Here is a 6,135-nt window from a genome sequence, read left to right as displayed (position 1 = left end):
CTGACGCCGATGCGGACGCGGACGCCGATGCGGATGCCGATGCCGATGCCGATGCCGATGCCGACGCGGATGCCGACGCCGATGCCGATGCCGACGCCGATGCCGATGCGGATGCGGATGCCGACGCCGATGCCGATGCCGACGCCGATGCGGACGCTGATGCGGATGCCGACGCCGATGCGGATGCCGACGCCGATGCCGATGCCGACGCCGACGCCGATGCAGATGCAGATGCAGATGCAGATGCAGATGCTGACGCCGATGCCCCTGACGCACCAACCGGCCTTGCGCTCTCTGTCAGTGGTCTGATTCTGACCGGTAACGGCGAACCAGGCGCGACGGTGAATGTACGCAGCGCCACCGGTGCTCTGCTGGGCACCTCTGTCGTGGAAGATGATGGTACCTTCTCCGTCACCCTAAACGCCGCGCAGCAGAATGGTGAAACGCTGAGCGTTACGCTGATCGATGCGGCAAATAACACTTCCGATCCAACCACCTATAACGCCCCGGATAACATTACGCCGGATGCGCCGACCGATCTGCTGCTGGATGCTGCAGGCCTGGTGTTGACCGGCAAAGGCGAAGCGGGTAACACCGTTAAGGTTTATGGCCCGAACGGTAACGTGATTGCCAGCGATGTGGTAGCAGATGACGGGACCTTCTCGATCACCCTGCCTGCCGCACAGATCAACGGCGAACAACTGACCATCACCCAGACCGACCCGGCCAATCATGTATCGCAGCCGGGCAGCGTGACCGCTCTCGATACCGTCACCCCGGATGCACCAACCGCCGTGGAAATTAACGACAGCGGTACGGTGGTAACGGGCCAGGGCGAAGCGGGCACCATCGCTAAGGTTTATGACGCACTGGGTAACCAGATCGGTTCAGCCACCGTTGACTCAGACGGCAGCTTCACCGTGGCGATCAGCCCGGCTCAGACCAACGGCGAATCGTTGACCGTCACTCTGACCGACGGCGCGGACCATATCTCACCGGCAGGAGAGGTTGACGCACCGGATACCACCACGCCGGATGCACCGACCGACCTGGCGCTTGATGCCACCGGCCTGATACTGACCGGCCGCGGCGAAGCAGGCGATACCATCGTCGTGCATGATGCAAAAGGTAACGTGGTCTCCACCACGCCAGCCGTTGTCACCGTGGCACCAGACGGAACCTTCACCCTGACCCTGCCATCCGCGCAGCTCAACGGTGAAACCCTGACCGTGACCCAGACCGACCCGGCAGGACATACCTCAGCGTCAGAGACCATCGTCGCCGAGGATATCCTTACGCCGGATGCACCAACCGACGTGGCGATCGACGATACCGGCAGCGTGATCACCGGTAAAGGCGAGCCAGGTACCACGGTTATCGTCTATAACGCGCTGGGCAACAGTATTGCCAACTCCACCGTGTTGGCGGACGGCACCTTCTCGGTCACCCTGCCAACGCCTCTGACCAACGGCGAAGAGCTGACCGTGGGCCTGATCGACGGCGTCGGCCATATCTCCCAACCGTCACCGGTGATTACCGCACCTGACACCACCACGCCGGATGCACCGACCGATCTGGCGCTTGACGCTAGCGGCACCGTGCTGACCGGTCGCGGCGAAGCGGGCGATACCATCATCGTTCACGGTGCAGACGGTAACGTTCTGACCACCATCCCGTCACCGGTGATCGTAGAAGCGGACGGCAGCTTTAGCCTGACCCTGGACAGCGCTCAGCTGAACGGCCAGACCCTGACCGTGACCCAGACCGATCCGGTTGGACACGTGTCACCGGCTGCGTCTTACCTCGCCGATGATACGGAAACACCGGATGCACCTACCGGCGTGGCAATCAACGACGCGGGCACCGAAGTAACCGGCCGTGGCGAACCGGGCACCACCGTTAACGTCACCAACGCCCAGGGCGGTGTCATCGGTACCGGCACCGTGCTGGCCGACGGCAACTTTACCGTAACCCTGAGCCCGGCTCAGACTAACGGTCAGGCGCTCGACGTCACGCTGACCGACGGCGTAGGCCATGTTTCGCCGGCATACACCGTTACCGCCGCTGATACCACCACCCCGGATGCGCCGACCGACCTGACGTTTGATGCCTTCGGCATCGTGCTGAGCGGTAAAGGTGAGCCGGGCGATACGATCCTGGTTCGCGATGCCAACGGCATTGTGCTGACCACCGATCCATCGCCGGTCACCGTAAACGGAGACGGCACCTTCAGCCTGACGCTGCTTACCGCGCAGCTGAACGGTGAAACGCTGACCGTGACCCAGACCGATCCGGCTGGCCACGTCTCACCGTCCACCGCCATTACCGCCGTCGATATCACTACACCGGATGCACCAACCGGGGTAGCCATTGACGATACCGGTACTCTCGTTACCGGACGTGGCGAAGCGGGCACCACCGTTAACGTCACCAACGCGCTGGGTACGGTGATACTGGGTACGGCTATCGTGCAGTCTGACGGCAGCTTCAGCGTCACCCTCAACCCGGCTCAGACCAACGGTGAAACACTCGCCGTGACGCTGACCGACGGCGAGGGCCAAACCTCTACGCCGGCCACGGTGGATGCTACGGATACCACCACCCCGGATGCACCAACCGATCTGGCGCTTGACGCCACCGGCGTCGTGCTGACCGGTCGTGGCGAAGCGGGTAACACCATTATCGTTCATGGTGCCAACGGCAACGCGCTGACCACTGACCCGGCCGTGATAACCGTGGATGCTGACGGTAACTTCACGCTGGCGCTGACCACCGCGCAGCTGAACGGCCAGGTGCTGACCGTGACCCAGACCGATCCGGTCGGCCATGTTTCACCGGCAGCCAGCTACACCGCTGACGACACCACCAACCCGGACTCACCGACTAACCTCAATATCGCCGACGACGGGGTAACCCTGACCGGCAGAGGGGAAGCGGGGACCACGGTGACGGTGCGTGACGCCAGTAACAACCTGATCGGTACGGGTAGCGTCGAAGCCAACGGTAGCTTCACCATCATTCTGACCGAACCGCAGGATCAAGGCCTGGTGGTCAACGTGGTGCTGACCGATGCAGCTGGCCTCAGCTCACCGGTGACACCGGTAACGTCGCCAGGTCCGTTCTCTCTGGATGCGCCGACCGATCTGCAGGTCTCCCCGGATGGTCTTACCGTCACCGGTAGGGCTGAAACCGCAGGCCTGCTGTCCACAACCATCGTGGTTAAAAATGCCGCGGGTGTTACCGTCGGCACTGCTGTTCTGCTGATAAGCGGCGGCTTTACCGTCACGCTTGATTCACCTCAGGTGAACGGTGAAGTCCTGTACGTTAGCGTGCAGAACACGGGGGCGAACCTCTACTCTCCGGCAGCCACGGTCACGGCTCTGGACATTACGACACCTGACGCACCGACGGATCTGTTGCTGTCAGATAACGGTCTGATCCTCACCGGACGGGGTGAAGCAGGTGACGTGGTGACGGTGAAAAATGCCGCCGGCAGTACGCTCGGCTTCAGCACCGTGGCGGCAGACGGCACCTTCAGCGTCACGCTGAGCGGCGCCCAGCTGAACGGCCAGGTGCTGAGCGTGACCCAGACCGACCCGGTTGGCCACGTCTCACCTGTCGCGACCACCACGGCCAATGACACCACCACGCCGGACGCGCCGACCAACCTCGACGTGATTGAGGAGGGAACCCGACTGACCGGTCTCGGTGAGCCTGGCGCCACGGTAACGGTGAGAAACGCCAGCGGTACGCTGCTCGTTACCACTCAGGTAGATACCGACGGCACCTTCAGTGTGATTCTGTCGCCGGCGCAGGCCAACGGTGAAACGCTGACCGTGACCCAGACCGACGCGGCCGGACTGACCTCTCCGGCGGCCAACGTTATCGCGGAGGATATCACTACCCCGGATGCGCCAACTGACCTCGCCGTTTCCGCCAACGGACTGGTGCTCACCGGTAACGGTGAAGCCGGCGATACCGTCACCGTCCGCAACGCGGCTGGCACGGCACTGGGTACCGCTCTGGTGGCCAGCAACGGCACCTTCTCCGTGAATCTGAGCGCCGCTCAGCTGAACGGCCAGGTCCTGAGCGTCACCCAGACCGACCCGGCAGGCCATACCTCTCCGGCGGGCACCACCACGGCTGCGGATATCACCACGCCGGATGCACCGACCAATCTGGTTCTGTCCGATAACGGGCTGTTCCTGAGCGGACGGGGTGAAGCGGGCGATATCGTCACCGTGAAGTCGGCTGCCGGCGCCATTCTGGGCACCGCAACCGTTCTGGCCGATGGCACCTTCTCCGTGGAACTGAGCGCCGCTCAGTTGAACGGTCAGGTTCTGTCCGTCAGCCAGACTGACCCGGTTGGGCACGTCTCCGCCTCTGCCACGCTGAACGCGGCCGATACCATCACGCCGGATGCACCGGTGGTAACCGCGCTCTCCGCCAACGGTCTGGTATTAACCGGTACCGGTGAAGCGGGCGACACGGTAGTGGTGAAAAATGCTGCAGGTACCACGCTGGGCACCGTCCAAGTCGGCGCTGATGGCACCTTCTCCGTGAATCTGAGCCCTGCTCAGCTGAACGGTCAGGTCCTGAGCGTTACCCAGACTGACCCGGCAGGCCATATCTCTGCGGCAACGCCATACACCGCCGCAGACGTCACCACGCCTGATGCGCCGACTAACCTTGCGTTGTCTGCCAACGGCCTGGTGCTGACCGGTCGTGGCGAAGCGGGTGATACCGTTACCGTGAAATCGGCCGCCGGCGTGACGCTGGGCACCACGGTTGTGCTGGCTGACGGCACCTTCTCCGTGGAACTGAGCGCCGCTCAGCTTAACGGTCAGGTGCTGAACGTCACCCAGACCGATCCGGCGCTGCACGTCTCACCAGCGGCCAGCTACACGGCTGCCGACGTCACCACGCCGGACGCACCGGTAGTGACCGCACTCTCCGTCAACGGGCTGGTGTTAACCGGTACCGGCGAAGCGGGCGACACCGTTAACGTGAAATCGGCTGCCGGCATTACGCTGGGCACCGCGATTGTGCTGGCTGACGGCAGCTGGTCCGCCACCCTGAGCCCGGCTCAGCTGAACGGCCAGGTCCTGTCTGTTACCCAGACCGATCCGGTAGGTCATATCTCTGCGGCAACGCCATACACCGCGGCCGACGTCACCACCCCGGATGCGCCGACTAACCTCGCGCTGTCTGCAGATGGCCTGACGCTGACCGGGCGTGGCGAAGCGGGTGATACCGTTACCGTGAAATCGGCCGCCGGCGTGACGCTGGGCACCGCGGTTGTGCTGGCTGACGGCACCTTCTCCGTAGGTCTGAGCGCCGCTCAGCTTAACGGACAGGTTCTGAGCGTCACCCAGACCGACCCGGCGCTGCACGTCTCACCGGTCGCCCCTTACACGGCGGCGGACATCACCACGCCGGATGCACCGGTGGTGACCGCGCTCTCCACGAACGGACTGGTATTAACCGGTACCGGCGAAGCGGGCGACACCGTCATCGTGAAATCGGCTGCCGGCGTCACGCTGGGCACCGCGCTGGTCGCGGCCAACGGCTCCTTCTCCGTGACGCTGGGTTCTGCCCAGCTCAACGGCCAGGTGCTGTCGGTCACCCAGACCGATCCGGTGGGCCACGTTTCCGCTGCTACACCGTACACCGCGGCCGACGTGACCACCCCGGATGCGCCGACTAACCTGGCGCTCTCCCCTGACGGTCTGACCCTGACCGGACGTGGCGAAGCGGGCGATACCGTTACCGTGAGAACGGCGGCGGGCGTCTCGCTGGGGACCACGATTGTGCTGGCGGATGGCACCTTCTCCGTAGGCCTGAGCGCCGCTCAGCTGAACGGACAGGTCCTGAGCGTCACCCAGACCGATCCGGCGCTGCACGTTTCACCGGCGGCCGGCATCACCGCTTCCGACAGCACCTCCCCGGATGCACCGACGGCGCTGACGCTGTCTGCTGACGGGCTGACGCTGAGCGGACGCGGCGAAGCGGGCGACACCATCACCGTGAAATCGCTGACCGGTGTCACCCTCGGTACCGGGCTGGTCCTGTCCGACGGCACCTTCACCGCGACGCTGAGCCCGGCTCAGCTGAACGGCCAGGTGCTGTCGGTCA

At 64.0% G+C, this 6,135-nt stretch carries 1 protein-coding gene; it reads left to right on the top strand.

What is annotated here, in order from left to right; genetic code table 11:
• A partial coding sequence (locus tag NV64_RS22315; protein ID WP_233209078.1) for an Ig-like domain-containing protein occupies nt 1-6,135 on the top strand: 6,135 nt, incomplete at both ends.

The organism is Erwinia sp. B116, from assembly GCF_002865965.1.
Taxonomy (GTDB): Bacteria; Pseudomonadota; Gammaproteobacteria; order Enterobacterales; family Enterobacteriaceae; genus Erwinia.
The sequence above is the reverse complement of the archived record's forward strand: the minus strand, read 5'-3'. Positions and strand labels throughout refer to the sequence as shown.